This is a genomic window from Tatumella sp. JGM130 (assembly GCF_018257525.1).
Lineage (GTDB): Bacteria > Pseudomonadota > Gammaproteobacteria > Enterobacterales > Enterobacteriaceae > Tatumella > Tatumella punctata.
The window spans coordinates 1-25,802 of record NZ_JAERJS010000005.1; the positions used below are offsets into that span (position 1 = coordinate 1).

20 protein-coding genes are annotated in these 25,802 nt (G+C 52.4%); 10 read left to right on the forward strand and 10 right to left on the reverse strand.

What is annotated here, in order from left to right:
* Window positions 1–269 precede the first annotated feature (269 nt).
* Genes JK211_RS03440 through JK211_RS03450 form a run of 3 tightly spaced genes read left to right on the forward strand, consistent with a single transcriptional unit; the run spans window position 270 to window position 3,839 of the window.
* The gene (locus tag JK211_RS03440) at window positions 270–1,685 is read left to right on the forward strand and encodes a c-type cytochrome (protein WP_212707283.1); all 1,416 of its coding nucleotides are present in this window, start codon (window positions 270–272) and stop codon (window positions 1,683–1,685) included.
* On the forward strand, window positions 1,672–2,202 hold the full coding sequence (locus JK211_RS03445; protein WP_212707284.1) for a sugar dehydrogenase complex small subunit: 531 nt from the start codon (window positions 1,672–1,674) through the stop codon (window positions 2,200–2,202). The genes JK211_RS03440 and JK211_RS03445 overlap by 14 nt, the downstream gene beginning before the upstream one ends.
* Window positions 2,199–3,839, forward strand: a complete 1,641-nt coding sequence (locus JK211_RS03450) for a GMC family oxidoreductase (protein WP_212707285.1) — start codon at window positions 2,199–2,201, stop codon at window positions 3,837–3,839. Before JK211_RS03445 ends, JK211_RS03450 begins: the two co-directional genes overlap by 4 nt.
* Window positions 3,840–3,889: 50 nt before the next feature.
* On the opposite strand, the gene JK211_RS03455 is transcribed toward JK211_RS03450, so the two are convergent.
* The 3 genes from JK211_RS03455 to yihA all read right to left on the reverse strand — a co-directional run bounded on the left by JK211_RS03455 (window position 3,890) and on the right by yihA (window position 7,451).
* Window positions 3,890–4,474 (reverse strand): NUDIX domain-containing protein, encoded by a 585-nt coding sequence (locus JK211_RS03455; protein ID WP_212707286.1) that lies wholly within the window; start codon window positions 4,472–4,474, stop codon window positions 3,890–3,892.
* A gap of 165 nt (window positions 4,475–4,639) precedes the next feature.
* The gene (locus JK211_RS03460) at window positions 4,640–5,944 is read right to left on the reverse strand and encodes a carbohydrate porin (protein WP_249213752.1); all 1,305 of its coding nucleotides are present in this window, start codon (window positions 5,942–5,944) and stop codon (window positions 4,640–4,642) included.
* Between the two features lie 874 nt (window positions 5,945–6,818).
* Window positions 6,819–7,451 (reverse strand): ribosome biogenesis GTP-binding protein YihA/YsxC, encoded by a 633-nt coding sequence (gene yihA / locus JK211_RS03465; protein WP_212707288.1) that lies wholly within the window; start codon window positions 7,449–7,451, stop codon window positions 6,819–6,821.
* 498 nt (window positions 7,452–7,949) lie between these two features.
* Between yihA and yihI the strand changes: the two genes are divergently transcribed.
* Window positions 7,950–8,462, forward strand: a complete 513-nt coding sequence (gene yihI / locus JK211_RS03470) for a Der GTPase-activating protein YihI (protein ID WP_212707420.1) — start codon at window positions 7,950–7,952, stop codon at window positions 8,460–8,462.
* A 227-nt stretch (window positions 8,463–8,689) separates the two neighbouring features.
* Window positions 8,690–10,063: an oxygen-independent coproporphyrinogen III oxidase gene (gene hemN, locus JK211_RS03475; protein ID WP_212707289.1), complete on the forward strand. Its 1,374-nt coding sequence runs from the start codon at window positions 8,690–8,692 to the stop codon at window positions 10,061–10,063.
* Between the two features lie 44 nt (window positions 10,064–10,107).
* On the opposite strand, the gene glnG is transcribed toward hemN, so the two are convergent.
* The 3 genes from glnG to glnA form a co-directional block, all read right to left on the reverse strand.
* A complete protein-coding gene (glnG, locus tag JK211_RS03480; RefSeq protein ID WP_212707290.1) occupies window positions 10,108–11,517 on the reverse strand; it encodes a nitrogen regulation protein NR(I) in 1,410 nt (469 codons plus the stop codon).
* Between the two features lie 7 nt (window positions 11,518–11,524).
* Entirely contained in the window at window positions 11,525–12,574 is a 1,050-nt protein-coding gene (gene glnL / locus JK211_RS03485) for a nitrogen regulation protein NR(II) (protein WP_212707291.1), read from the reverse strand.
* Between the two features lie 213 nt (window positions 12,575–12,787).
* Window positions 12,788–14,197, reverse strand: a complete 1,410-nt coding sequence (gene glnA, locus JK211_RS03490) for a glutamate--ammonia ligase (protein ID WP_212707292.1) — start codon at window positions 14,195–14,197, stop codon at window positions 12,788–12,790.
* A 457-nt stretch (window positions 14,198–14,654) separates the two neighbouring features.
* On the opposite strand from glnA, the gene typA reads away from it, so the two are divergent.
* The 5 genes from typA to fabY all read left to right on the forward strand — a co-directional run bounded on the left by typA (window position 14,655) and on the right by fabY (window position 19,628).
* Entirely contained in the window at window positions 14,655–16,478 is a 1,824-nt protein-coding gene (gene typA / locus JK211_RS03495; protein WP_212707293.1) for a ribosome-dependent GTPase TypA, read from the forward strand.
* Window positions 16,479–16,686: 208 nt separating this feature from the next.
* Window positions 16,687–17,286, forward strand: a complete 600-nt coding sequence (yihX, locus tag JK211_RS03500) for a glucose-1-phosphatase (RefSeq protein WP_212707294.1) — start codon at window positions 16,687–16,689, stop codon at window positions 17,284–17,286.
* 55 nt (window positions 17,287–17,341) lie between these two features.
* Window positions 17,342–18,193, forward strand: coding sequence for a virulence factor BrkB family protein (locus JK211_RS03505; protein ID WP_212707295.1), 852 nt, complete (start codon window positions 17,342–17,344; stop codon window positions 18,191–18,193).
* The gene (gene dtd, locus JK211_RS03510) at window positions 18,190–18,627 is read left to right on the forward strand and encodes a D-aminoacyl-tRNA deacylase (RefSeq protein ID WP_212707296.1); all 438 of its coding nucleotides are present in this window, start codon (window positions 18,190–18,192) and stop codon (window positions 18,625–18,627) included. The genes JK211_RS03505 and dtd overlap by 4 nt, the downstream gene beginning before the upstream one ends.
* Window positions 18,628–18,686: 59 nt before the next feature.
* Window positions 18,687–19,628 carry a bifunctional GNAT family N-acetyltransferase/hotdog fold thioesterase gene (gene fabY, locus JK211_RS03515; RefSeq protein WP_212707297.1) on the forward strand — a complete coding sequence of 314 codons (942 nt, stop codon included), beginning with the start codon at window positions 18,687–18,689 and terminating at the stop codon, window positions 19,626–19,628.
* Between the two features lie 48 nt (window positions 19,629–19,676).
* Here the strand turns inward: fabY and JK211_RS03520 are convergent, their stop codons facing one another.
* From JK211_RS03520 to trmH, 4 genes are all read right to left on the reverse strand, one after another.
* Window positions 19,677–21,350: an AsmA family protein gene (locus JK211_RS03520; RefSeq protein WP_212707298.1), complete on the reverse strand. Its 1,674-nt coding sequence runs from the start codon at window positions 21,348–21,350 to the stop codon at window positions 19,677–19,679.
* Between the two features lie 179 nt (window positions 21,351–21,529).
* Window positions 21,530–22,918, reverse strand: a complete 1,389-nt coding sequence (locus JK211_RS03525; protein ID WP_212707299.1) for an NCS2 family protein — start codon at window positions 22,916–22,918, stop codon at window positions 21,530–21,532.
* An 86-nt stretch (window positions 22,919–23,004) separates the two neighbouring features.
* A complete protein-coding gene (gene recG, locus JK211_RS03530; RefSeq protein WP_212707300.1) occupies window positions 23,005–25,083 on the reverse strand; it encodes an ATP-dependent DNA helicase RecG in 2,079 nt (692 codons plus the stop codon).
* 4 nt (window positions 25,084–25,087) lie between these two features.
* Window positions 25,088–25,798, reverse strand: a complete 711-nt coding sequence (gene trmH / locus JK211_RS03535) for a tRNA (guanosine(18)-2'-O)-methyltransferase TrmH (RefSeq protein WP_212707301.1) — start codon at window positions 25,796–25,798, stop codon at window positions 25,088–25,090.
* Window positions 25,799–25,802: the final 4 nt, after the last annotated feature.

Here is a 25,802-nt window from a genome sequence, read left to right on the forward strand (position 1 = left end):
TGGCATATGGATACCGGGATAATGAATACTTCTTCCTGAAGATAAAAGCAGCGTTCCCCGGTAAAACGCGATGAACCTTTTTTTAAAGGTGTTCCGGTTGGCCCGCTGATTGCGGCAGGGCTGGTCTCGTTACTGTTTTTTAAATAATAACTCAAAAATCCAGTTAATTTTATTAGATAACAATACCTTAAATTTTTTTAATTTTCTGTTTGTGGTGTCCGGCAGTGTGCGGAAACCCCGGGCAGGTGTGGTGATAAATAACTGAAGCAATGAGCAGGAGTATAAAAGTGAGACCAACCAGTCTGGCTTTAATTATCGGGTTCTCGGTGTTTTCGGGGGCAGGGGTGCAGGCCGCTGACCATCCTCCGGCATCGTCGATAATTGAGCAGGGAAAATATTTATCCGTGGCCGCTGATTGCGGAGCCTGCCATAACTCACCCCATGACGGAGCACCGATGGCCGGAGGCTATGCGATTGCCTCGCCGATGGGGAACATTATTGCCAGTAATATTACCCCTTCAGTAACCGACGGGATCGGCCATTATACGGAAGCCCAGTTTGCCAGGGCGGTGCGTCAGGGGATTAACGCCCGCGGTGACCACCTCTATCCGGCAATGCCCTATACCGCCTACAGTAAACTGACGAATAGTGATATTCATGCGCTGTATCAGTACTTTATGCATGATGTTCCTGCGGTGAATATTGCCGTACCGGCAACAAAACTGCCTTTCCCGTTTTCCATCCGCAGCAGTATGGCCATATGGAATATGCTGTTTGCCGGTGGCCAGCCTTTTACACCGGACAGCCGGCAATCAGCACAGCTGAATCGCGGTAATTATCTGGTCAACGGGCTGGCGCACTGTGATGCCTGCCATACACCACGTAACTTCCTGATGGGGCAGAAAAATGATCAGGCCTTATCCGGCGGACAGGTGGGCAGCTGGTATGCGCCGAATATCACCTCTGATAAGACCGCCGGTATCGGCAGCTGGACCGATGACGAACTGGTTCAGTATCTGAAAACCGGACATGTCGCGGGTAAAGCACAGGCCGCCGGGCCAATGGCGGAAGCTATTGAAAACAGCCTGCAGTATCTGAGTGATGAGGATTTACGGGCGATAGTTCTCTGGCTGCGTCAGGTGCCGCCTTCCACGGCAACTGCTCTCACGTCTCGCTTTACTCAGGGGGCAGCTTCTGACAGTGAAGCTGCACTGCGTGCTACTGAGCATCCGGATGCCGGGTGGCAGATATTCAGCAACAGCTGTGCTAACTGTCACCAGGCGAATGGTGAAGGCAGCCAGTTTTACCCGTCGTTATTTCATAACAGTGCGACCGGAGCGGCACAGCCGGACAACCTGGTTGCCACCATATTGTTCGGTGTCCGCCGTCATACGGGTGATCAGTATGTGGCAATGCCTGCCTTTGGCCCCGCCGCCTCTTTTGCCGACCGGCTGACTGATCAGCAGATCGCTGCGGTGGCCAATTACGTTCTGAAAAATTACGGTAACGCGGCACTGACAGTCACTGCTGACCAGGTGAAAACCCTGCGTGAAGGCGGCCCAACACCGGCGATTGCTTACCTGTCTCATCCGGCGATACTGACGGCGGGGGCCGTTATTCTGGTGCTGATTCTGCTGCTGATCGTGAGTGCATTACGCAGAAGGGGGAAACATGTCCGTAAATAATCATCCATCGGCTATCTCCCGCCGCCGCCTGCTACAGGGAATGGGGATTTTGTCGGTGGCGGGGTTGTGTGGTTCGTTATTTCCTGCGGTACGCGCTGCCGCGGCTGAGTTACATGACAGCGGATTTATTCCGCTGTCCGAATTTCTGGTTAACCGCCGGGTAAACCCGCTACTGGCTGCGCGTTATTACGATGCGCTACATCGCCATGATGATCAGTTTCCCCGGAAGCTGGCACTGTTGCAGCAGGATATCCAGCCGGGAAAATACCGGAATATTGACCCGTTTTTGCAGCATAATCCCGTCGGGTCGGATCTGCGGCAGGCGGCAGCGCAGATCATTTCTGCCTGGTATACCGGGGTGGTCGGAAGTAACGACAAACCGGAGCTTATCGCGTATGCAGAAGCGATGATGTATCTGCCTGCCCGCGGCATTCTTGTGGTGCCAACCTATGGCAGTGGCCCGCTTTCCTGGGCCGCTGTTGATAATAAACCCGCATACCAGGGGCCGGCCGTATGAGTCAGAATAAAAAAGATGCAGATGTCATTATTATTGGTTCCGGTGTGATGGGAGGGCTGCTGGCGACGCAGCTGTCTGGTGCCGGAAAATCGGTGATTATTGTTGAAGCCGGTCCGCGGGTGACCCGCCAGCAGATTGTCGACCGGTTCCGGAATTCGCCGTTTAAAATGTCTCTGACCAATATGAAGCTGCAGGGGGTCGGGTCGCCGTATCCCGATTTGCCTTATGTCCCATCGACTTACGGAGACTACTTACAGCAGATGGGGCCGGTAAAATACCCGACTAAATATCTGCGGGTGGTGGGCGGCACCACCTGGCATTTTGGCTCGGCATTATGGCGGATGATCCCGAACGATTTTAAATTACAGAGCCTGTATGGTCACGGCCGGGACTGGCCACTCGACTATGATGAACTGGAACCGTGGTATTGTGCAGCCGAATATGCACTGGGTGTTTCCGGGGTCGACGGGCAGGATGAAAGTGGCCATGGCGGGCATGCCTGGCCACCGCGTTCCAGGCCTTTCCCGATGCCAGGTCTGCCAACCAGTTATATGTTTGACCGGCTGAGTGAGCTATTAGGTAAGGGTGGCTACCACCCGGTACTGGAGCCTAATGGCCGGGCAACCCGGCCGTGGGGCAACCGCCCGGTATGTGCCGGGAACAACAACTGTAATCCGGTCTGTCCGATCGGGGCCAAATATGACGGGTCTATGCATATTGACCAGGCGGAACGGCTGGGGGCAACCCTGCTGGATAACTCGGTGGTCTATAAAATAGAGGCCGATGAGCAGGGCAGAATTACCCGTATCTGGTATAAAAAACCCGATGCTTCTGAGCATTCTCTGAGCGCAGACCTGTTTATTGTGGCAGCTTATGGCATTGAATCGCCTAAATTATTACTGATGTCGACCTCAGAAAAATACCCCAATGGTATTGCTAACTCTTCCGATCAGGTGGGGCGTAATCTGATGGGGCATACGGGTATCAGTATGAACTTTATGATGGCAGAGGATGTGTGGCCGGGTCAGGGGCCGACTGAGCTGCTGGTCTACCTGAACCATCGGGATGGCGAGTTCAGGAAAAAATTCCCGAGTTACAAAATCAAAGTCCGTAATACCGTACCGACGGCTGATTATGCCTCAGAGTTGCTCAGTAAAGGCGTACTGGGGAGTGAACTGGATGAACAGCTACGCACCCTGTCAGCCCGCTCGCTGAACTTTGCGATAGATTTTGAGACACTGCCACTGGCGCAAAACCGGGTGGTCCCGAGTAAGAGCAAAACGGATGCCATCGGTATCCCGTTACCTGAAATATCCTACAGTGTTACGGATTACTGGCAGGCGGGTAAGGAAGAAGGGCTAAAAGACTTTGCCAATTTTGCACAGTTACTTGGCGGGAAGATACTGAAAATTGATACGGGTTATCAGGACCGTCAGCACATAATGGGCACCACTATTATGGGCGATGACCCGGCAACTTCGGTGGTTAATGCCGATTGCCGGACGCATGACCACCCGAATCTCTATATTGCCGGGACCAGTGTTATGCCTTCAGCATCCTGTATGAACCCGACCCTGACCGGGGCCGCGTTAACCTTACGGCTGGCTGATCATTTGCTGAAAACAGTGCTGGTGTAATCGCGGGCTTTCTGACTGCCGGTAATGATTCTTCCGGCAGTCAGAAGTAGTTACATCAGTTTGTTCAGGGCCGCATATTGCAGCAGCATAATTGTTTTAGCGTCATTAATTGACCCGCACTGCATTGCGGCTAATGCGTCGCTGAAAGACATTTCCAGCACTTCAAGGTCTTCGCCTTCCTCAGGCAGTCCGCCTCCGTCACTGACCTGATCTCCGGGATGATATTCCGCGATAAACAGGTGTAATTTTTCGGTGACCGATCCCGGGCTCATCCATGCTTCAAACACTTTTTCGATATTGTTGATCCGGTAGCCGGTTTCTTCTTCGGCTTCTTTACGGACCCGCTCTTCGGGATGTTCACCTTCCAGCAATCCTGCCGCGACTTCAATTAACATACCATCGCTGCCGTTGATAAAGGCCGGAAGCCTGAACTGCCGGGTCAGGATCACGGATTTCCGCTGACGGTTATATAACAGCAGCGCTGCACCGTCACCGTGATCGTAAGCTTCGCGATGTAATCGCTGCCAGGAACCATCATGACGTTGAAAATCAAAAGTATATTTTTTCAGTAAGTACCAGTCATCAGATAGTGTCTGGGCATCCACTATCCGGACTCTGTGATTGGCTGAGTTCACTACCGGGCCTCCATCGGGTCATTCTGACGTCTGATCATCATGTTTATCGGTCAGCACAACGGCTCTGCCTGATACAACAGGATAGTTTATCGGAAAGTCAGTGTAATGGGGGACGGGAAAATATCATAAGGAAAGGCTGCGCAGGCAGCCTTTCGCGGGGCAGGATCAGAAGTTAATATTCGCGCTCAGACCGCCAACAAAGGCATTTTTCACCCGGCTGACGGCGCCGGGCGCGGTGACGAGCTGCAGATTCGGACGAACCTGTAACCAGCGGGTGGCCTGGACGTTGTAATAGACTTCATAGTCATATTCCGCACCGCTTTGTACCGGCAGATAGGTCGGGCTGTTATAGCTGTTTACACCATAAAAGTGGTTTTCATCGCGTAACATCCGGGTGTAGCTGGAGTTGACATGAATACGCGCCGCACCGACACCAATTTCATCTTCCGGACGGGCATCAAACGGCCCTTTCCAGGTTAACGCAATCGCCTGGTAATTATCTGTTTTAGACGTTTTATGGTCATTCATCACGGCCTGAACCGTCAGGGTAAGGCCACGGTTAACGCTGCCGTGCCAGCTGGTCAGTTGTTGTTGCGCCACCAGATAGCCGCCATAGGCATGTGCCGTATCATGGTAGCCTGCGTTACGCCATGAACCATAGACATTGTCATTGGCTGAAGAGTAGTAATAACCCAGACGGTAATTACCCGGCAGGTTATCTGCGCCCAGTTTCGGGGTCCAGCCGAGTTCCACCGGCACGAGATTACCCACCGTCGGGCTGAATTCCAGGCGGAAGCCATCTCCGCGATCATAGTTATACGGGTTCTGGTTGTAGAAACCGACCTGCATAAATACCGCAGGGGTGATATTCAGTTTAACGCGGCCACCCCACTGTGATACGGGCCAGTTATACCAGTGGTCACCGCGCCAGTTACCTGCCTGGCCATTGCCGAATGCCAGGTTCTGGAACTTACTGTCAATAGTGTCGAAGTCTTCAGCCACGGTCAGACGACCTGCTTTGACATCCAGCATATGATCAAAAAATCCTTTACGTAACCAGAACTGAGTAAGGCGCCACGTCTGTCCGCGGCCATAGACTTCCTGAACGGAAGACAACATACCAGTGCGCGGATCGCCTATCTGGTCTGACAGATTTTTACCGTCACGATTGGTGATGGTCATCTGGAATTCTGCATCATTCCAGTTAAGCAGTTTCTGCAGGTCGAGGTTAACGCCAAAACCCCATTGGTCACTGTAACGGGCAGTGGTTGCCGTGTGATAGCCACCTGCCAGATTAGATGCCGATTCCATGGTGTAGTTGACCTGGAAATCCACACCTTCCTGCTTCAGTTGCGAGCGGGTTCCGCCCCAGTCACCAAACATCCATGGTGATGCCGCACTGAAGGCATCAGCGGCAGAACTGATTGCCGGATAAGCCGATGCACCCAGAATAATCAGGCTTAATAGCATGTTTTTTTTCAGGGGGCTGCGCACTGCGTTATATTTGGTCATGATAGTTATTCTTATTAAATATCGGGAGTTTTACTGTATGAGTCAGGCCGTTAATTGTTTTGGAATATCGTGCTGAGAATAATTGAATTATTCAAATTTTAGATATGGTCCACAAAAAATCTGATGACAACAGCCTGCGGGCATAGAGCAGATAACCCCGTACTATAGGATTTTAATAATATTTTTCTGTTCCGGAGCCGCCGTGCAGAGACTGTTTCTGTGCCGGAAACGGGCTGCACTATACAGTAAAAATGACAGTAATAAACAATAAAGTTAATTTATTGTTACTTTTTTTACTGTTTAATGTTTATGAACCTCAGGTGTTTAATTCCTCGCGAAACCGAAAATTTACTCTGTACTGATAAATTTGTGGCTAACGGATTTTTTACCCGATCATTTGAAATAATTCGTTTTTTTTCATTGTGTTATAAACTTACCATTCACACTCATCTATAGATATTGAGTGCTGTCAGCGGGAAAAAAAAAGATAAAGTATTATTTTTTAAAGTTTTTTAATCTGAATTACCGGAAAGTATTGTTTTTATAACAGGCATGCATTAATTCTGAATAGTTACAAGTGTCTTAATGTTTTTTTGTGATTTACCTTGAAATAAAACACCGAAATCACCGAGAAAATGCTTTCTTGGTCTGAAAAAATCAGGTACATTTTCTGATGTAGGGTACAGAGGTAAGATGTTCTATCTTTCAGACCTTTTACTTCACGTAATCGGATTTGGCTGAATATTAGCCGCCCCGTTCACTCAGGTGAACGGGGCGTTTTTTATTGGAATAATTATTGCGGAAATATCCGGATAATACCGTCAGGGAAAGATTAACTTTCTTCAAAACCTTCGGCAGTAATAGAATACGTACTGAACCAGTTATCCAGTTTCTGAGTTAATTTATCGACGCCTAATTTCTTCAGCGAGGAGAATAACTCAATCTGTACATCCCCATCGAATTTCTGGCTCAGTTCGCGTACCAGGTTCAGTTGTTTTTTTCTGGCACCCGATGCCAGCTTATCGGCTTTGGTCAGTAACACCAGTACCGGAATATGGCTGGTGACCGCCCACTGTACCATTTGCTGATCGAGCTCTTTCATCGGATGACGAATATCCATTAAAACCACCAGCCCTTTCAGGGAATCACGTTTTTGCAGATACTCGGCTAAAGCGCGCTGCCATTTGAGTTTCATCTCTTCCGGAACTTCGGCGTAACCATAGCCGGGCAGGTCGACCAGCCGGATGCCGTCGGCAACTTCAAACAGGTTGATTAACTGGGTCCGGCCCGGTGTTTTACTGGTACGTGCCAGCGATTTCTGGTTAGTTAAGGTGTTTAATGCGCTTGATTTTCCGGCATTTGAACGTCCGGCAAAAGCCACTTCCACACCACTGTCGGTGGGTAAGTGGCGGATATCAGGGGCACTGGTAACAAAATGGGTAACGTGATAATTCCATCCAGACAAGGTCGAACTCCGCATCATTAATTCAGGATAATAACCGCAGTATACCTGTTATAGCAGGAAAGTGCCTGTACCCTGAACCGGGTACAGTCGGCAACAGATCGGCGGTTAGCTGTGTCAGTCATTACTGAAATCATCACAGGGATAGGTGAATTTATTTTAAAGATCATCAGGGAAATATGATCTGACAGACAGAATTATAGTTTGCTGATTGCAGAATCTCAGAGATCGACTACATTACTTCTCACTCAGGACGAGACTCAGGGACTTCATCGCTCAGGGAACGGATGACGGGCACAACCTGCCACGGAACAGGCAGCGGGACGAAATACCTCTGATGGATAAGATAAGTATCTTACCCGGACGTGAGATACACAGCTTTCTGTTATGCAGAAAGTCAGAAATGAGCGACAGCGATAGCTGTCGCTTTTTTCTTGTGCTGGTTTCTGCTAGATTTCGCCGCAATTCTATACTAAAGAAAAACAGTTGAGACTGAACACCATGAAACAACCCGCCAAATCCCCCCGGGGTAAGTCCGCCGATAAACGTAAAACACGTGCTGAACTGAATATGGAAGGCCGTGACCGCCAGCGTCAGAAAAAACGTAAAGGTCTGTCATCGGGTAACCGCAGCAACCCTGATGCGCAGCAGAGCGCAGGTAAACGCAGCGGTAAACAAGCCGCTGATCCGCGTCTGGGCAGTAAAACGCCGGTGCCGTTAGTGGCAGCAGGGCCGGTTGCTGCAAAGCCGGCACTCAAACCCCGTGAAGCTGCACCGGCACTGAGTGCCCGTGATGAGCTGGACGCTCTGGAAAATAACCCGCGCCTCGATGCGCTGCTCGACCGGCTGGAAAACGGTGAAAAGCTGGCGACAGACGATCAGGCATGGCTGGACAGTACTCTGGATCGCATCGAAGTATTGATGGAAAAACTGGGTATTGATCTGGACGATGGCAGCGCAGCAGAAGATCCGGAAGCGGAAGAAGATATGTACCGCTTACTTAAGGGCAACTAAGAGTGCTGACCGGACACAGGGCGTTACCTGTGTCCGAACCTGGAATATTTCATTATGTTTTGGCCGGGATCAATTTTTGCGCTGCTGTATGCGTGTTTTATCCTGTTGTTATTGGGTAAACTACGTCGCCTGTCCCGATTGAAATCGCGGTTAGGCCGCAGGCAACTTTCTCCGCTATCCGGCGCTACGCGAGCTTCTTTCAGACCCCGTCATCGAAAGGAGTGAATATGTCTTTACCACGCATTGAGTGGGATCAGTCACTCATCGAAAAATATAATTACTCCGGCCCTCGCTACACGTCTTATCCGACAGCACTGGAATTCGATCAGCACTTTACCGGACAACACTTTCTGCAGGCTGTTGAGCGTTATCCGCAACGCCCGCTGTCCTTGTATATCCATATTCCGTTCTGCCACCGGCTCTGTTATTTCTGTGGCTGTAATAAACAGGTAACCCGGCAGACGCATAAAGCTGACCAATACCTCGATAGTCTGGAAACAGAAATCCGCAGCAGGGCACCGTTGTTCAGAAACCGTCTTGTCACCCAGATGCACTGGGGCGGCGGAACACCGACATTTCTGACCCCCCGACAGATATCACGGCTGATGGCCGTGTTAAGGCAGCAGTTTACCTTTTCCCCTTCGGCTGAGATGTCGCTGGAACTGGACCCGCGGGAGATAGAGCTTGATGTCCTCGATCACCTTAAAGACGAAGGTTTTAACCGGCTGAGTATGGGGGTGCAGGATTTTAATAAACAGGTCCAGCGGCTGGTGAATCGTGAGCAGGATGAAGCCTTTATTTTTGCACTGATGGACCGGGCACGGGCTCTGGGGTTTGTGTCGGGAAATATTGACCTGATTTACGGGCTGCCTAAGCAAACCTCAGACAGTTTTGCGTTTACCTTACAGAAGGTACTGGAACTCCGTCCCGACCGCCTGAGCGTGTTTAATTACGCCCATATGCCGGAACTGTTTGCTGCTCAGCGTAAAATTCACCGTGCTGACCTGCCGGATGCAGCGCAGAAGCTGGCTATTCTGCAGGAAACTATCCACACCCTGACCACCGGCGGTTACCAGTTTATTGGTATGGACCATTTTGCATTACCGGAGGATGAACTGGCGGTAGCCCAGAGAAACGGGGTACTGCACCGGAATTTTCAGGGATACACCACCTGTGGTGATACAGATCTGCTGGGAATGGGGGTGTCTGCGATCAGTATGATCGGCGACAGTTATGCGCAGAACGAGAAAGTCCTGAACCAGTGGCACCAGCGTGTGGCCTCGCAGGGAAATGCCCTGTGGCGGGGTATCAGCCTCAGTAGCGATGATTGCCTGCGTCGTGACGTCATTAAGGCACTGATTTGCCAGTTCACCCTGAATTTCAGCCAGACAGAGCAGCAGTGGGGCATTGTATTTGAAGACTATTTCGCCGAAGACCTGCAATTACTGGCCCCGTTTATTGAGGACGGACTGGTTACTCTGTCGCAGCGCGAACTGCGGGTGACGGCCCGCGGACGTTTACTGATCCGCAATATTTGTATGTGTTTCGACCGTTATCTGCGCACCAGAGTCCGCCAGCAGCAATATTCGCGGGTGATTTAACCAAACAGCCTGCAGACAGTGCCTGCAGGCTCAGAGGGCGGACGCTATTCCATGCCCAGCTCTTTCAGTTTGCGGGTAAGGGTGTTCCTCCCCCAGCCCAGTAGTCTGGCTGCTTCCTGCTTATGTCCCTGGGTATAGCGCAGAGCTGTGGTCAGTAATGTCCGTTCCATTTCCGGCTGGGCTTCAGATAACAGGTTTTGATGACCGGAACGCAGAGCCCTGTCCGCCCACTGGGCCAGTAACGTTGCCCAACTGTCCGGAGAAGCCTGTAGCGGTGTATCCGGCGGGCTGGTTTCGAACAGCTCCGGCGGCAGGTCCTGTATCAGTACTTCCTGACCTGCGGCCATCACTGTCAGCCAGCGACAGGTATTCTCCAGCTGTCTGACGTTACCTGACCAGTGCAGCCGTGTCAGGGCTGCTTCCGTTTCCGGATGCAGGATTTTGGTTTCCACCCCGAGTTCCCGTGCTGCAACCTGCAGAAAGTAGTGTGCCAGCCGCGGAATATCTTCCCGGCGTTCACGGAGCGGGGGCAGGTGGATACGGATAACATTCAGACGGTGGAACAGGTCTTCACGGAATTTACCTTCCTGCACCCGCAGTTCCAGATTCTGGTGGGTTGCCGCAATAATCCGCACATCGACTTTTACCGGGGCGTAGCCACCGACACGGTAAAACTGTCCGTCGGCCAGCACCCGCAGTAAACGGGTCTGGACATCAAGGGGCATATCACCGATTTCATCTAAAAACAGAGTGCCGCCATCGGCCTGTTCGAAACGTCCCTGGCGCACGGCATTTGCCCCGGTAAAAGCGCCCTTTTCATGGCCGAACAGTTCAGATTCGATTAAGTCTTTGGGGATAGCGGCCATATTCAGCGCGATAAAGGGTGACTTTGCCCGCGGGCTGTGGCGGTGCAGGGCATGTGCCACCAGTTCTTTACCGGTCCCGGATTCTCCGTTAATCAGCACACTGATAGACGAACGGGACAGGCGGCCGATAATACGGAACACATCCTGCATTGCCGGTGCTTCACCGATAATATCCGTTGTCGGCCCGCTGACCGGCTGATTACGCGGCTGCTGCTGTTCCTGATAATGGCTGATGGCCCGTTCGACCAGAGCCACCGCTTCGTCGATATCAAAGGGTTTCGGCAGGTAATCGAAAGCCCCTTGCTGATAAGCGCTGACTGCCGCGTCCAGGTCCGAATGGGCGGTCATTATGATGACCGGCAGCATCGGATGGCGTTTTTTAATTTGTTTCAGTAACGCCAGCCCGTCCATACCCGGCATCCGGATATCGGACAGTAAGACATCCGGCGTTTTGGTGGCCAGCGCATCCAGTACTTCATCACCGTTTTCAAACGTTGTACAACTTAAACCGGCTCCAGTGAGCGCTCGTTCAAGCACCCAGCGGATGGAGCTATCGTCATCGACGATCCAGACTATCCCTCGTTGCATGGAAACCTCACTGGCGAATCGGCAGGAATATCGAAAATTCGGTATGTCCCGGCCAACTGTTAAATTCTATTTTTCCTGAGTGTTGATCTATCAGGCTGCGGGCAATGGATAATCCAAGACCGGTGCCTCCTTCACGTCCACTCACCATGGGGTAAAACAATGTGTCCTGCAGTTGCTGGGGGATCCCCGGCCCGTCATCTTCGATATCAATACGGGCTACCAGCCGGTAACGCACACCGTGCAGGGTCAGCTGAAACGCAGTACGGGTTCGCAGGGTAATAGTCCCGCCCTGTTCGCCTAAGGCCTGCAGGGCATTACGCACCACGTTCAGCAGCACCTGTTCAATCTGGTCCGGGTCATGGGCCAGCTCCGGTAAACTCGGATCATAGTCCCTGACCAGCGAAACGTTATCCGGTAACTCCATGGAGACCAGGTTAACAATACGCTCAGCAACCTGGTGTATGCTCTGGGTGACATGCATTCCCGGTTGCTGCGGGCCGAGCAGCCGGTCGACCAGATTACGTAACCGGTCGGCCTGTTCAATAATAACTTTGGTGTATTCGTTTAACGACGGGTCCGGCAGCGCCCGCGAGAGTAGCTGAGCGGCACCGCGCAATCCGCCAAGCGGATTTTTAATTTCATGGGCCAGTCCGCGCACCAGGTCACGGGCAGCAACCTGTTGTGCATGCTGTATTTGCTCCTGGCTAAGACGGCGCTGGTTATCCATCGGTGCCATTTCCAGCAGAATTTTCTCGCCCGGATACTGCTGGGCGGTCAGAGACATGATATGTGCCCGGCCATCAACCACAATCGTGACTTCGCTGTCCGTAAAACCGAGGCCTTGTTTCAGGCTGTCGAGCATCACCTCAATATTTAAGGAGAAGTAGCCGGTCAGGTCCGGAAGCGGAGTGCCGAACAGTTTACGGGAACTCTGCGCCAGCAACTGCTGGGCTGCCGGGTTCGCGTAATGGATCACCAGATGGCTATCGACCACTAACACACTGTTGATGAGAGAGTTGAGTATCTGCACGGCATCGGGCGGTGTGTTGGTTATCATGTGTTCTTCTCCGTATTCAGCCGCTAAAACCCTTTATTTTATCGTATTCTGACCTATAGTCTGGCGGGTATTAATGATTATTTCCGGACAATAAAAAGTGACTACAGCGGCGGTCACTGCCGCGGAGAGTGCGTTTACTGCTGAATTGGCGGAGAAAAAAGCCCATCCGGAGATGGGCTAATATTTTCCACGGCAACAACACTACAAGAGAGATTAAACGCTGTAGTAAAGTTCGAATTCTACCGGATGCGGCGTCATGCGTACGCGGTCATCATCTTCTTTGCGCAGTGCAATGTAAGCATCGATAGTATCATCAGTGAAAACACCACCACGGGTCAGGAAGCTGCGGTCTTCGTTCAGTGCATTCAGTGCTTCTTCCAGAGAGCCGGCAACCTTTGGAATTTCAGCTTCTTCTTCCGGAGGCAGATCATACAGGTTCTTATCCATCGCATCGCCAGGATGGATTTTGTTGATGATTCCGTCCAGGCCGGCCATCAGCAGTGCGGAGAAGGCCAGGTATGGGTTTGCTGCCGGATCCGGGAAACGGGCTTCGATACGACGTGCTTTCGGGCTGGCAACCACAGGAATACGAATTGATGCAGAACGGTTACGGGCAGAGTATGCCAGCATGACCGGTGCTTCATAACCCGGAACCAGACGTTTGTACGAGTTGGTGGTCGGGTTGGTCAGGGCGTTAATTGCTTTCGCATGCTTGATGATACCGCCGATATAGAACAGGGCAGTTTCAGACAGGCCGCCGTATTTGTCGCCGGAGAACAGGTTGTTACCGTCTTTAGACAGTGACATATGGCAGTGCATACCTGAACCGTTATCACCAAACATTGGTTTTGGCATAAAGGTGGCAGTCTTGCCGTAAGCGTGCGCTACGTTATGTACCACATACTTATAAATCTGAATTTCGTCAGCTTTTTTCACCATGGTGTTGAAGCGGGTTGCCACTTCATTCTGGCCTGCGGTGGCCACTTCATGGTGATGAGCTTCGACAACCAGACCCATTTGTTCCATGGTCAGACACATGGCTGAACGGATATCCTGGGCTGAATCGACCGGAGGTACCGGGAAGTAGCCGCCTTTAACGCCCGGACGGTGACCTTTGTTACCGCCTTCGTAGGCTTTGCCGGTGTTCCATGCGGCTTCGATATCATCGATAGCCACGTGAGAACCGGACATGGTGGCACCGAAACGTACGTCATCAAACAGGAAAAACTCTGGCTCAGGTCCGAACAGTACGGTGTCGGCAATACCGGAAGAACGCAGGAAGTCTTCGGCGCGTTTAGCAATAGAGCGCGGGTCGCGATCGTAGCCTTGCAGAGTGCCGGGTTCCAGGATATCACAACGAATGATCAGGGTCGGATCTTCGAAGAACGGGTCCAGGACAGCGGTAGTCGCATCCGGCATCAGCACCATGTCTGATTCGTTAATCCCTTTCCAGCCGCCGATGGATGAACCATCGAACATTTTGCCTTCTTCAAAGAAGTCTTCGTTAACCTGATGAGCAGGGATGGTGACATGCTGCTCTTTGCCTTTACTGTCAGTAAAACGCAGATCAACAAACTTAACTTCGTGTTCGTTCATCAATGAGAGAACGTGTTCAACGGACATACTCAACTCTCCTGCAATATTCATTGTTGTCGTGGTAGAGAACCTGTCCCGGGAAGAGATCACGAGGCGCCGTGCTTTTCCTGAACAATGTTCCAGACAGTCGTTCCAGCTATTTTGAAATCGTTGTCTTTTGCCTGCGAAATACAAAGCGAAAACTGTGCCAACTTTATATTTTTTCGTAAAACGGTGTACTGACGGGTTTCCTGTCCGGTTTCTGCGATGCACCGCGATGGCTCACTGCACCATTATGATCCATTGCCGGCCGCCGGTGTGCACTATTATAGTGCAACCTATAAAACACGGGCGACATTTGCACTAAAAATGAACGTTGTCCGCTTCGATAATCACCTATAACAAAAAGTCACTGAGAAAGTTTCAACGAATACTGTGAACATATTCAGTCTTTCGACTAATCCGTGTACAATAGCGCGCTATTTCTAATGCCTGAGGCAAAGCTGTGATCGAAAATTTGCGTAATATCGCCATCATCGCGCACGTTGACCATGGAAAAACGACCCTGGTTGACAAGCTGTTACAACAGTCTGGTACTTTTGATGCCCGTACTGAAGCAACTGAACGTGTGATGGACTCCAACGATTTGGAGAAAGAGCGTGGGATTACCATCCTCGCGAAAAACACTGCAATTAAGTGGAATGACTATCGGATCAACATCGTTGATACGCCGGGACACGCCGACTTCGGCGGAGAAGTTGAGCGCGTCATGTCGATGGTAGACTCTGTTCTGCTGGTAGTGGATGCGATTGATGGCCCGATGCCACAGACGCGCTTCGTGACCAAGAAAGCATTTGCTCACGGTCTGAAGCCCATTGTGGTTATTAACAAAATTGACCGTCCGGGCGCGCGTCCTGACTGGGTTGTTGACCAGGTCTTTGACCTGTTCGTTAACCTGGATGCGACCGACGAACAACTGGATTTCCCGATCATTTATGCATCGGCTATCCAGGGAATTGCTGGCGATGACCATGCAGAGATGGCTGAAGATATGACGCCACTGTATGAAGCTATCGTTAAGCATGTCCCTGCGCCAAACGTTGACCTGAATGGTTCGTTACAGATGCAGGTTTCTCAGCTGGATTATAACAATTACCTGGGTGTTATCGGGATTGGCCGTATCAAACGCGGTAAAGTCAAACCGAACCAGCAGGTGACGGTGATTGATGCTGAAGGTAAAACCCGTAACGGTAAAGTCGGTAAAGTTCTGGGCCACCTGGGTCTTGAGCGTATCGAAAGCACCGAAGCAGAAGCCGGTGACATTATTGCGATTACCGGTCTGGGCGAACTGAACATCTCCGACACTATCTGTGATCCACAGAATGTCGAAGCTCTGCCAGCACTGACTGTCGATGAACCTACCGTCAGCATGTTCTTCTGCGTAAATACCTCACCATTCTGTGGTAAAGAAGGTAAATACGTGACTTCACGTCAGATCCTTGATCGTCTGAAGAAAGAACTGGTTCACAACGTTGCGCTGCGCGTTGAAGAAACTGAAGATGCCGATGCTTTCCGTGTTTCCGGTCGTGGTGAACTGCACCTGTCAGTACTGATCGAAAACATGCGTCGTGAAGGTTTCGAACTGGCGGTATCTCGTCCGAAAGTTATCTTCCGTGAAATCGACGGACGTAAACAGGAACCTTACGAGAACGTGACCCTGGATATCGAAGAAACCCATCAGGGTTCGGTAATGCAGGCGATGGGTGAGCGTAAAGGCGACCTGAAAAACATGGACCCGGATGGTAAAGGTCGTGTGCGTCTGGACTATGAAATCCCAAGCCGTGGTCTGATTGGTTTCCGTAACGAATTCATGACCATGACTTCAGGTACCGGTCTGCTGTACTCAACGTTCAGCCACTACGGTGATCTGCGTCAGGGTGAAGTAGGTCAGCGCCAGAACGGTGTACTGATCTCTAACGGTCAGGGTAAAGCGGTTGCGTTCGCACTGTACAGCCTGCAGGACCGCGGTAAGCTGTTCCTGGGTCACGGTGCTGAAGTTTATGAAGGCCAGATCATCGGTATTCACTCACGTTCAAACGACCTGACCGTGAACTGCCTGACCGGTAAAAAACTGACCAACATGCGTGCTTCCGGTACTGATGAAGCCACTACCCTGGTACCGGCGATCAAAATGTCGCTGGAGCAGGCGCTGGAATTCATCGATGATGACGAACTGGTTGAAGTTACTCCGACTTCAGTACGTATCCGTAAACGTCATCTGACTGAGAACGATCGTAAACGTGCATCACGTGGCGGTAAAGAGTCTTAACCGGCCTGTGTCACAGTGATCCGTCTTACGGATAAAAGAGGCTGCAACCTGGTGTTGCAGCCTCTTTTTTTATGGGAGCCAAAAGAGTTATCAGCACCGCCGGCTGGCGGTTAGTGCCGGCGGGGCACTTTTTCCCTGCTGACTGCCCTGTTAACCCGGACGATTTGCCGCTACAGTGAATACACCACTCACGACCAGGGAGGCGACTATGCTCTATATCTTTGATTTGGGAAATGTCATCGTTGATATTGATTTTAATCGTGTTCTGGGCGTCTGGAGCCACTTAAGTGGCGTGCCATTAGCTCAGTTGCAACAGCGTTTTACCTTTGATCAGGCTTTTGAACAGCATGAGCGCGGTGAGATATCCGACCAGCAGTTTGCCGACGCGTTGTGCAAGACTCTGGGAGTCAATCTCAGCTATGCCCAGTTTACGGAAGGCTGGCAGGCGATTTTTGCCGGTGTCCGCGACGATACGCTGGCACAGATGCATGCCCTGCGGGCTGCCGGACACCGGGTGGTTATTTTATCCAATACCAATAACCTGCACTGTACGTTCTGGCCGCAACAGTATCCGCAAATTGAGCAGGCTGCCGATGCAGTTTATCTTTCTCAGCAGCTAAAAATGCGTAAGCCGGAGGCGGCTATTTATCAGACGGTGCTGGAAAAAGAAGGTTTCGCGGCCATGGATGCAGTGTTCTTTGATGATAACCAGGCCAATATTGATGCGGCACGTCAGGCGGGGATCCACAGTGTACTGGTCAGCGGACCGGAGAGTATCCGCCAGTGGTTTGCTGCTCCTGGGGTGTAATGCTGAATGACCGCCACCGGCTGCTGTAGCGGTGTTGTGCAGGGAGCTGAAAACGATGAAACGATGTTTAAAATCAGCCATAAGCTGGCTGGCGGTGCTCTGGCGCAGAATCGATGAAGACAATATGACGGTACATGCCGGTAACCTGACATTTGTCTCACTGCTGGCGCTGGTCCCTTTAGCCACAGTAGTGTTTGCTTTATTTGCCGCCTTTCCGGTATTTTCAGAGATCAGCGTGCAGCTGAAACACTTTATTTTCAATAATTTTGTCCCGGCAGCGGGGACGGTTGTCGAAGACTATCTCGAACGCTTCGTTTCCAATGTCAACCGGATGACGGCAGTCGGCGCTATCGGGTTGATCGTAACGGCATTACTGTTAATACACTCGATTGACAGTGCACTGAATACTATCTGGCGCAGCCCGAAACAACGTCCGCTGGTCTTTTCTTTTGCAGTTTACTGGATGGTACTGACTCTGGGGCCGTTACTGGCCGGGGCTAGTCTGGCGATCAGTTCCCTGCTGTTTTCTGCCCGATGGCTGAATGACAGCGGTGTCACCCATTTTCTGGAACCGGCATTAAGGTTGTTCCCGTTATTACTGTCGGTGCTGGCTTTCTGGCTGCTGTACAGTATCGTTCCCACCCGACAGGTGGCATCACGGGATGCGCTGGCGGGGGCGGCGGTCGCCGGCATGTTATTTGAAGCCGGAAAAAAAGCGTTTTCGCTGTATGTCACCATGTTCCCGTCATATCAGATGATTTACGGGGTCCTGGCGGTGATACCTATCTTATTTCTCTGGGTCTACTGGACCTGGTGCATTGTATTGCTGGGCGCTGAGATTACTGTATCCATTGAACATTACCGGCAGCTTAAACATGCTCCGCAACAAGAGTCAGAGGTTTCATGATTGCGTTAATTCAGCGGGTTACCCGCGCCAGTGTCACCGTCGACGGTGAAATTACCGGACAAATAGCCGCAGGATTACTGGTCTTACTGGCCGTGGAGAAAGATGATGACCAGGCAAAAGCCCGGCGTTTAGCTGAACGGGTGCTGGGGTATCGGGTATTCAGTGATCCACAGGGAAAAATGAATCTTAACCTGCAACAGGCCGGCGGTAGTCTGCTGGTGGTATCGCAATTTACCCTGGCCGCAGATACCCGGAAAGGGATGCGGCCGTCATTCTCCGGAGGGGCGGCGCCGGATCAGGCCCGTGAGTTATATCATTATTTTAGTGACCACTGTCGCCAGCAGGGGGTGAATACTGAAAACGGCCGCTTTGCGGCAGATATGCAGGTCAGTCTGGTTAACGACGGGCCGGTGACATTCTGGCTACAGGTATAGGTGAGTTGCTGGCGACGGCAGCCTCGCTATCGTCGTCAGGCCACAGGGAGGATCGGTTGATGTATCATTTGCGTGTACCCCGGACAGCACTGGAACTGGAACGTTATTTCCGGTTTCGCTGGGAAATGCTGCGTAAGCCCCTGCAACAACCCGAAGGCTCAGAAAGAGAAGCCTGGGATGCTACTGCCCATCATCAGATGGTGGTGGATGAACAGAATAATCCGGTGGCCGTCGGACGGCTGTATATCAACGGGGATTATGAAGCATCAATACGCTTTATTGCGGTAGACCCGGCCCTCAGGGGGAAAGGACTCGGTACCTTGCTGATTATGACGCTGGAATCTGTCGCCCGCCAGGAGGGCGTAAAACGAGTGACCTGCAGTGCGCGGGAAGATGCCATCGAGTTTTTTGCCAAACTGGGGTATATCAATCAGGGCGAAATTATGGCGGCCCGCACCACACCGGTACGCCACTTTCTGATGATTAAACCGATGGTCTCCATGGATGATATTTTGCACCGGGCGGACTGGTGCGGACAGTTACAGCAGGCATGGTATGACCATATTCCCCTGAGCGACAAAATGGGGGTCAGGATCCAGCAGTATACAGGGCAGCGGTTTATGACCACGATGCCGGAAGCCGGCAACCAGAATCCCCACCATACCCTGTTTGCCGGTAGTCTGTTCTCGCTGGCGACTTTAACCGGCTGGGGGCTGATCTGGCTATTGCTGCGCGAGCGTCACCTGGGGGGAAATATTATTCTGGCAGATGCCCATATCCGCTATAAAAAACCGATTACCGGCCGTCCGGCGGCGGTGGCTGATTTAGGGTCGTTATGTGGCGATTTAGACCGGCTGGCCCGTGGCAGAAAAGCCAGGGTCAGGCTGGATGTCTTGTTACAGGGCGATGATGTTACCGGGGCGGTGTTTGAGGGAGTCTATATTGTATTACCGGCAGATCCGTTACTGACACTGGAGCAGGGTGGCTCAGGAAGTGAGTAACGCCCTCAGCCCGGTCACCGCAGGGCGGTAAGCGGGCTGAGGGAGGGGTTACTGATTTTTTCCTGCAGACATATCGTACTGCTGACTGCCGGTTGCGGTGGTTACCCGCAGTGAGCCGCTGACGGACGGACGCAACGGAAGATCAGCCTGTAAGCTGCCGCGGGCATTGAACGTAATATCACCTTTCCCCGGCTCGCCGGTTACCGGCCATCCCCAGTCAGTAAACATACTCACCGGTACCGCCTGACCCCGCAGGCTGAGGCTGAAATCACGTGAAGGCAGCTGAGAAATTTCAGCATTGCCGATCACCGGCCCCTTATCGGCCAGCATTTTGATATCGCTGACACTGATTTTCTGCCCGTCCGCATGCAGCTTCAGCCAGGGGGCGCGGAGATCCCGGCGGTTAAAGGTCGCTTCTGCGGCCTGCCATTCACTGTCCCCTGACCAGATCCCCCACTGATGCTGACGCGCCAGCAGTAACTGATTTCCCGTGGCATGTAATGCCGTCATCTGAAACGGGAAAGCCGGATTGATATCAATGATCAGCGAGTTATCGATAGTCAGCTTATGCAGCATGACAGAGTCGAGCCATTCCGGCAGGGGAGACAACCAGAACTGACGCCAGTCCTGAGGCAGGGTGTATTCCAGCCCGTTAAATGACAGGTTATTCAGTGCCAGTTGCCGGGTATCCTTCAGCCATTCACCGTCAGCGGTCACTGTTCCGTTTACCCAATGGGTACTGAATTTATTGATCTTCAGCCCCTGCGGGGTCGCTTCCAGCTCAGCCTGTGGACGGGTCAGCGCGTAGTCCCGCCAGACGAACTCGTTTGCCTGCAGGGAGAGTGTGCCGTTTTCTGTCAGCAGATTATTTTGCGGTATCGCCGGATTACTGAGTTGCAGAGTGAAATCGGTCACTGCCCAGTCAGGGCCGACAATAGTGGCGTGGTTCACCGAAATCTGCCGCGGGCGGATATTATGTTGTACCAGTGGTGCCAGAAAGTCAGGCAGTGTCTGCTGTGTCTGAAAGCGGGTATTCTCCAGGGACAGCTGCCGGATTTGCCAGTGGCCCTCTTCGCGGGTCATTGAACCGGAAAAGGTTCCGCGTTCTGCGCTGCCGCTTATCGTCTGCAGGTTAATTTGCTGCGGGGTAACGCTTCCCGTCGCATCAATGGCAGTCAGCTGCTGCTGCCCCAGTGTCAGCCGGCCGATACCTGCGCGAAAACGGTAATCACTGCCCAGCATATGAGCCGGGTCAGGTTTCCACGGCGTAATATCTGCAGAGGTCTGGCTGGCCTGAAAACCAGGGGTATCATCAGGCTGCACAATACTGATATTGTTCAGGGATAAGCGGTTGGCCTGCAACGGGAATGCTGTGCCGGGACGGATATTGGCCAGATCAATTTCACCGTCAGTCAGGGTCAGACTGTCAAAATGTGACGGATCGCTGAACTGCAGTAAAGAAAGGCCGAGCGTCACTTTCCCGGCGACCACCATGGCTGGCTGACCATCGTTCCCGAAGGTAAAATCGTCGAGGGTAACGACCAGTGGTGAACTGAGAGAGTGCCGTATTCTGCCGATAGACAGGTGATAAGCAGTATCGTCACTGATCCAGCGGCTCAGCGTACCTGCTCCCCAGGTACTTTTCAGGGCGAACCAGGCAGCAATCACTAACAGCAAAAGGATAAGCAGCAGTATCAGGAAAAATTTTCCAATAAATTTCATTATGTCAGTCCTGAGTCCTGAAAATAAGCTACTGCCTGTTATGCCTGAATTTCGCTCAGACCTCAATGTTGAAGATGCCGGTTACTGTCAAAAAAGCCGATAAATCGCCGGATAAGCGTTAAAAGAAATGAGCATTAAAAGAAAGCAGCCTGCCTCCCGGTGAGGGGGCAGGCCGGAAACTATGCATCCCGTCCGGTTTCCGGAAAAATCAGGTTAAGGATAATGGCGGTCAGGCCACCGGCGGCAATTCCGGAAGAAAGTAATGTTTTTAACCATTCCGGAGCAAATTGCAGAATTAACGGTTGCTGAGAGACACCGAGCCCGACGGCCAGGGAAATAGCAATGATCATAATCGCGCGACGGTCGATAGCCTGTCTTGCCACAATACGTACCCCGGAAGCGGCAATGGTGCCAAACATCACCAGAGTTGCTCCGCCGAGTACCGGTTCAGGAATATGTTGTACGATTCCGCTGACGGCCGGAAATAACCCCAGCAGGATCAGCAGCAGAGCGACTAAAAACCCGACATAGCGGCTGGCAACTCCGGTCAGCTGAATAACCCCGTTATTTTGTCCGAAACAGGAGTTCGGGAAGGTATTAAACAGGGCAGAGACACAGGAGTTCAGTCCGTTGGCCAGTACACCACCTTTCAGACGTTTCATATAGACCGGGCCGCTGACCGGCTGTTCTGAGACATCGGAAGTTGCTGTGATATCACCGATGGTTTCCAGCGAGGTCACCATAAAGACCAGCATTAAAGGCAGTAGCAGGTTCCAGTCAATGCCCAGCCCGTAATAGAAAGGTGTCGGCACCATAAGTAACGGCGCGTCGGCCTGCGGTGCGCTTGCCGGTAACATATTCAGGCACCAGGCCAGCAGATACCCTACTGCCATCGCGATCACCAGTGAGGCAATGCGCAGGTACGGGTTTTTCTGGCGGTTGAGCAAAATGATTGTCAGCAGGACTGCCCCGGCCAGTAACAGATTTTTCGGTGCCCCGAAGGTATGGTTATTCAGAGCGCTGAAACCACCTCCGATAGAGGTCAGCCCGACCTGAATCAGTGACAGCCCGATGATCATGACCACAATGCCCGAAACCAGCGGGGTGATCACCCGCCGGGCATAAGGCAGGATACGGGATAACAGCATTTCGGTGCAGGATGCCAGCATCAGGGTACCAAATAAGGCTGCCATCATACTGCTAATGTCTGCCCCGCCCTGTTTCAGGGCCAGCCCGCCCATGATCAACGGAGAAACAAAATTAAAGCTGGTGCCCTGAATAGATAACAGGCCTGAGCCTACCGGACCCCAGGTCTTGATCTGTAAGACAGAAGCAACGCCGGAAGCGAATAACGACATACTGATAATATGCCGGGTATCCTCAGGGGGCAGCCCCAGCGCCTGGCAAATTAATAATGCCGGGGTAATCACGGCGACAAACATCGCCAGCAGATGCTGGAGTGCCGCGAACAGTGCCTGAGGCAGAGGGGGGCGGTCATCAAGGCGATAAACCAGTTCACTGCGTGAAGATACGCTGGATTGACGGTAATGCGGAGCGTCGGCGGACATGAAACCTTTCCCGGTGGCAGAAAAAACAGCGATTTTAATTATCTGCCGCCTAAAAGCAAACGTTTGCCGGACGAAGGCAGAAAAAATCAGGCATGGCTAAAACGTTCGGTGGCCGGCAGCCAGCGTTCAATTAATGCGGCCGACTGTTGCGGATATTTCTGGTGAAGGTGACGGGCGATACGTTGTATCGCCGGAATCATCGCCTGATCACGCAGTAAATCGGCAACTTTAAACCCGGCATTACCGGTCTGGCGGGTACCCAGCAACTCACCGGGGCCGCGTATTTCCAGGTCATGCTGGGCAATCACGAAGCCGTCATTACTGTCACGTAATACCTGTAACCGTTTGCGGGCGGTTTTACTGAGGGGCGCTTTATACAACAGAACACAGTGTGATGCGACGGCACCACGGCCGACACGACCTCTTAGCTGGTGGAGCTGTGCCAGGCCCAGTCGTTCCGGGTTTTCGATAATCATCAGGCTGGCATTAGGTACATCGACACCCACCTCAATAACGGTGGTGGCAACCAGTAGCTGTAGCTGATTTTCTTTGAACTGCTGCATGACAGCCTGTTTTTCGGCAGGTTTCATTCGGCCGTGTACCAGGCCGATTTTCATCTCAGGCAGTGCCAGTTGCAGCTCCTGACAGGTTGCTTCGGCGGCCTGAGCTTCCAGTTGATCAGATTCTTCAATCAGCGTACATACCCAGTAGGCCTGACGTCCCTGCTGACATGCCTGTTCGACACGACGGATAATCTCTTCGCGGCGGGTATCCGGAATAGCCACTGTCGAGACCGGGGTACGGCCCGGAGGCAACTCATCAATGGTGGAGGTATCCAGGTCGGCATAGGCGGTCATTGCCAGGGTCCGCGGAATCGGGGTAGCGGTCATAATCAGCTGATGTGGGTGAAACCCCTGCTGTTCGCCTTTTTCGCGCAGTGCCAGCCGCTGATGAACGCCGAAGCGATGCTGTTCGTCAATAATAACCAGTGCCAGAGAACTGAAAATAACCTGTTCCTGAAACAGGGCATGGGTACCGACAATCATCGATACCTCGCCACGGGCGATGGCTTCCTGTTGTGCCTGACGGGCTTTGCCTTTTTGCTTTCCGGCCAGCCAGCCGACGTTAATCCCCAGCGGGGCCAGCCACTGGCGAAAGTTGGTGGCATGTTGTTCTGCCAGCAGCTCTGTCGGCGCCATCAGTGCAACCTGATGGCCACTGGCGATAACCTGCAGTGCCGCCAGTGCCGCAACCAGGGTTTTCCCTGATCCGACATCACCCTGTACCAGACGCAGCATGGGGTAATCCCGCGCCAGGTCCTGTTCAATTTCCTTGCTCACCCGCTGCTGGGCTGCCGTCGGGGTAAAGGGCAAGCTGGCGAGGAACTGGTGGGTTACAGGCTGACTGGCGGGAACCGGTAATGCATGATAGCGCTGAGCACCTGCCCGTACTGCCAGCATGCTCAGGTTATGGGCCAGCAGTTCTTCGGTGATCAGCCGTTGCTGAGCCGGGTGTTTGCCTTGTTCCAGCTCGGAGAGCTGCATCTCTGGCGGCGGACGGTGTAATACTTTTAATGCTGCGGGCAGAGACATCATGCCGCGGCTCAGTTCTGCGGGCAGTAATTCAGTGATCGGGCAGCTGTCCAGCAGTTGCAAAGCCTGATCCGTCAGTTTACGCAGTGTTGCCTGGCGTATCCCTTCGGTGGCCGGGTATACCGGCGTCAGGGTTTCCTGTAATTCGGTGTGATGTTGTTGTCCGGTGATACGGTATTCCGGATGGATAATTTCCGCACCACGCTGCCCGCGCTTAATTTCTCCATAGGCCACTACATGGCTACCGCTGGCCAGATTATTTTTCATTCCGGCATTAAAATTGAAGAAACGCAGGGTCAGAATACCGCTGCCATCACTGATTTGGCAGACCAGCATACGACGGCGACCGAAGGAGACTTCGCTGGAAAGTACCTCGCCTTCGACGGTGGCATAAAGACCTGGCAGCAGGTCATTAATCCGGTAGAGACGGGTACGATCTTCATAGCGTACCGGCAGGTGGAGCAACAGATCCTGCAGATTATGCAAGCCGAGTTTTGCCAGCTTAGCAGCCTGGCTGGCACCGACGCCGGTCAGGGTATTCAGCGGGATAGCGTCGAGCAGACGGCCTTTCATCTTTTCATCTTTTCATCTTTCGGCTGCGTTCGGTTTCCTGCATAGCAGACCACCAGTCATCATCAGCCTCAATCTGCCCTTGCGGGTTGATATGCGGGCAGGGCAGGCCTTTCTGTTTCGCCACCCGCGCCAGTACCGGATAACCGCCTTCAAACAGCAGCCGTTGTTGTTCCTGGTTATCGAGCAGGCAATGACTGCGCTGATACATCCCGGCGATTTGCCGTTGCCGCTGGGCCTCATAGAGGATCAATGCCGAGGCCACGGAAACATTCAGCGACTGAACCATGCCCAGCATAGGAATAATAATGTCCTGATCGGCCAGCGCCAGAGCTTCGCGGGTAATGCCGGTTTTTTCCTGACCCATCAGAATACACACAGGACGCGTATAATCGATATCGCGAAAATCGACAGCCGTGTCTGACAGGTGAGTGGCCAGTACCTGCATCCCCTGCGCCTTTACCGCGCCGACGGCCTCGCCGATAGTGCGATGAGTGATAACTTTCACCCAGCTGTTGCTGCCGGCAGACGCAGAAACCATGGTGCGCATCCGGTCTCCGGGCCAGACGGCATGGACGTGAGGGATCCCTACCGCATCTGCGGTACGGATCACCGCAGAGACATTGTGGGGTTTGTGTACCTGCTCCATGCAGACCGTCAGGTCATGCTGGCGGCGGGCCAGCATTTCCGAGATCCGGGCAAAACGTTGGCTATTCATGCAA